We start from the raw sequence: 3,999 nt of genomic DNA, 5'->3' as shown, positions 1-3,999 counted from the left end.
ACGGCATATCTTGATACCAAATGCGGTTACTGCTCCATTCAATCATAGGTCATCCTTAACCTGTGATGAGCTTAGCTTGGCTAGAAGCCCATAAGTTTGAGTAAGTTTTCTGCTGTTTCGATAGCCTGCTGACGATTGGCGATATTCAGCTTTTGATACAGATTGCGAATATGGGTTTTAATCGTCGTTGAGGCAACATCCAGCTCTGAGGCGATTTGCTCATTACTGTAACCCGTATAGATAAGTCCCAATACCTGCCACTCGCGTTGTGTTAGCGGGCTGGTTCGGATTAACTCAGGGACATCTGGCAGGTTAAGCAACTTCTCGACAAAACTTTCATCGAAATGCACTGAGCGGTTACGCTCTTTGCTGGTCATTTCTCGAAGCAACTGACGAGCACGATGCAGCTCTAGTTCGCTAAGTGCTTTACCGTCTACAAGTTCTTGCAGTAAATCGCAAATATCGGCACCATCACATAGGAAAATACCAACCATTCCTGTGCTGTTGGTTAACACTAGGGCTTCTTTGAGCTGTGCTAGTGCTTTTTCTTTTTCGTTCATCCGCTTACTGAGTACAGCTTGTACCACAAGGTTGCGGTTTTGGTCTGTGATCAGATTATGTTTATCGCAACTTTCAAGCAACATATCCAAGATGTGCTGTGAGCGTTCCGTTTCACCCACGTTAAGACAGGCACGGGCAATATTACGCCATTGCAGTTGCTGGAAATGGTTACATGCCGCTTCCGGTTCCTCGGCTTTTTCAAGCCAGCTCTGAATGCTCTCCAAATCGCCTTTGAGCTGCCAGTAGAACAGGTTTGCCAAATCTGTATTGGCTCGCCAGTCAATATGGTAGTCAGAGCGGTCCATCATGCTGTTACACAACTCAAGGTAGCGGGCCGCCTTGTCCTGTTCACCGCGGGTGATGGCGATTCTGGCCAGCATCGAATAGGCGTGTAGGGACTTGGTCTCGTCGAAAGGTGCAAGCACTTCCAGGCTTTTCAGTGCTGCTTCCTCCGCTTCGTCCAGGCGGTTCCAGCACCAGAGTATCTGGGCACGAAGGCGTAGCAGGAACTCGTGCAACGGAACTTGCTGCAGATGCTGTTCTTTAACCAGCTTAAACGCCTGATCCAGGATTTCGTAGGCAGACTGAACATAACCTTGCGCCAGTAAGATCTCACTTTGCTGAAGCAGCGCCCAGAGCGCCTGATGGTATACATGGTACTGTCGAGCCATCTTCTCGGTTTGCTGCATCATCGGTAGTGCACGGCTTAGGTTGCCCAGGCAGTGGTGCACTTCGCCGACAACAGAGGTGGCAACAATTCGACTACGATAGGTAGTAGAAGGAAGCTGGCCTAATGCAAGCTCGGAGAGGGTTAGCGCGTCTTCCGGTTTGCTTTGGTTAATGGCGACCTGGGCACGCAGGGCGTTAAACTCACCCTGAAGTGCGTCGTTTAACACGATGTTGTGTTTGTGCATCTCGGCTTCTGATTCGACAATCAGCTCACCGACATCGTTATAGCGGTGCTGGCTTTGGATCAGCCATAGGCGTAATAGGGCCAGACGCGGGGTACTAAACAGTGTGTCTTTGTCCAGATGATCAATACTGTCTTCCAGCAGTTTAAGCTCGCCATGATGGAACATTTCCCAACCAAACTCGGACAAGATCTCGACACTGAGACTTTTGTCTTCGCTTTTTTGGGCATGGAGCAGAGCCTGTTGCGGCGAGTTTTGTTTTAGCCATGCCCGGGCTGCCAGTGAATGGAGCTCTGAACGTTGCTGCGGAATTTGTGAATAACGCTGGTGGCGTAAAAACTCGGCAAACAGATTATGGAAGCGATACCAGTTATTGTCGCCTTCCAGTGTATTAAGGAATAGGCCAAACCGGTTAAGTGATTCCAGCATCGCCAGGGCATCGCTTCGTCCGGTAAGGTCGGTCACCAGCTCGGCATTGAACATGTCCAGTACCGAACATTGCAGCAAGAACTGCTGGGTTTCGCGATCCAACTGGTCAAATACCTCTTCGGCCAGATAGTCCCAGAGGTGACCCCGATTGAAGTTTGCAACCGATACAGCTGATTCAACGAGGTTGTTTGGTCTTTGCTGTGCATGTAGTGCGATTAGTTGCAAGGCTGACGGCCAGCCTTCTACCTGCTCGCGCAAGGTTTTGAGTACACTTGATTCAACATTGTCAGTAACCCGTTTGTTGAAGAAGCGTTCTGTTTCTTCTTCGTCGAACGCCAGTAAATCGTTATCGACTTCAATTAACAGATCCCGTACTCGAAGGTTGGCTGTACCCAGTGGAGGCAAGGTACGGCTGGTAACGACGAGCGTAATGTTGTCAGGCATATTTTTCAGGAAGAAACGCATACCGTCGTGAATATCGTCGTTGTTGATGACATGGTAATCATCAAGTACCAGATAGGTTTGTTCGTGATAATCGCTCAGTTCACCGAATAGCTCGCTAAAGAGTGTAGACATACAGGCAAATTGTCGACGCTCGGCCATTGCCTGTGTTTTTAGGCAAGCATTATTCGTTGATTTATTAATTGATTGAAGAAGGTAGTTAGCGAAGCGGAATGTGTCGTTGTCATTTTCGTCGATATTGAACCAGCCCGTGTGAGGGTGCTCGTTCAACCACTGTGCTGCCATAGTGGTTTTGCCGTAGCCAGCAGGCGATCGAAACAGAACAAGACGGTAAAAAGGAGCCTGATCTAGCGTTTCCAGCAAACGGGGGCGGAGTATTGCATTATGAAGGCGTGCCGGTCGTGTCAGTTTAGATGGTATCCACATAGTCTTGCTATCTTTTGTAAGGTTTCAGGTCCATTAAAGCTCTTAGGTATTAGTCTACTGCTCTAGGCAGATTATTGGTGAGCTTTATTCCGTGGTGTAATTAAAATCATGCAATAAAAAAATTTCATGACATTTGATCTGGGCCATAACTTTACCCACCTTAATACTAAATTCGGTAATTCTATGCCTTCTCATCCCCGGAATTATGAGTTGGCTCACATATCTCGGATCTTTCATTAAAATTTAAGCCCAATGTTGCACATGTGGATTAGTCTAAACTTGTGAACCAAGTTGCATTATGTGATTCGTAGGGAGCAGTCTACACCTCGAAATTTGCAGAATGTCACACTAGGGAGGGGGATTGGGTAACTACGCCCCTCATACTCATCCCTAATCCTCCCTTGGTTAGGAGGATGTTTTGCCTGACAAACGAAGGCAACATAGTCACCAGTTGGAAATAATCCTAGAGCGAGATTGAACCATGTCTAAAAATGGTCATACACAACAATTTGACAAGGCAGCATTTAAAGCGGCCGTAGAGAAACACCTGACGACGACTTATGCGAATACTACAGAGACTGCTACTCCACGTAGCTGGTATCTGGCAATGGGCCGAGCACTGGCAGAAATCAGTACCGGCAACCTGCTAGAAACAGAAAAACAACTAGCAGAAGAGAAAGCACGTAGTGTTAACTACCTTTCTTTAGAATTCCTTATCGGCCGCCTGACAGGCAACAACCTGATCAGCATGGGCCTGTATGAAGACGTTGCTGCGGCAATGGAAGAGATGGGTCACAACCTGACTGATCTACTAGAAGAAGAACGCGACCCAGCACTGGGTAACGGTGGTCTTGGCCGTCTGGCTGCCTGCTTTATGGATTCACTGGCTGCTCAAGAGTACCCGGCAGTAGGTTATGGCCTGCACTACGAGTACGGCCTGTTCCGTCAGTCTTTTGTTGACGGTCGCCAGGTAGAAGCGCCGGATGCATGGCGTGGCCTTGAAGGCTACCCGTGGGAAGTGATTCGTCCAGAGCTTTCTCAGACAGTAAGCCTATACGGTCACGTTGAAGCCTACACAGACGAAAATGGCAACGCTTGCCGTCGCTGGGTACCGGGTATGACGGTTGAAGGTGTGGCCTGGGACCTGCCTATCGTTGGCTACGACAACAAGAGCGTTTACCCGCTGCGTCTGTGGGAGTGCCGTTCTAAT

General features: G+C 48.5%; 2 protein-coding genes. One reads left to right on the top strand and one right to left on the bottom strand.

The window, feature by feature from the left end; genetic code table 11:
• Positions 1 to 80 precede the first annotated feature (80 nt).
• Entirely contained in the window at positions 81 to 2,789 is a 2,709-nt protein-coding gene (gene malT / locus MHN01_RS18940; protein ID WP_239412776.1) for an HTH-type transcriptional regulator MalT, read from the bottom strand.
• A 481-nt stretch (positions 2,790 to 3,270) separates the two neighbouring features.
• Between malT and MHN01_RS18935 the strand changes: the two genes are divergently transcribed.
• The coding region (locus MHN01_RS18935; RefSeq protein ID WP_239412775.1) for a glycogen/starch/alpha-glucan phosphorylase at positions 3,271 to 3,999 on the top strand (729 nt) is incomplete at its 3' end.

The sequence above is a fragment of the Photobacterium sp. OFAV2-7 genome (genome assembly GCF_022347985.1).
Lineage (GTDB): Bacteria > Pseudomonadota > Gammaproteobacteria > Enterobacterales > Vibrionaceae > Photobacterium.
The sequence above is the reverse complement of the archived record's forward strand: the minus strand, read 5'-3'. Positions and strand labels throughout refer to the sequence as shown.

Coding starts and splice junctions, on each gene's coding strand:
- malT (WP_239412776.1), bottom strand. CDS start 2,789: ATGTGGATACCATCTAAACTGACACGACCGGCACGCCTTCATAATGCA.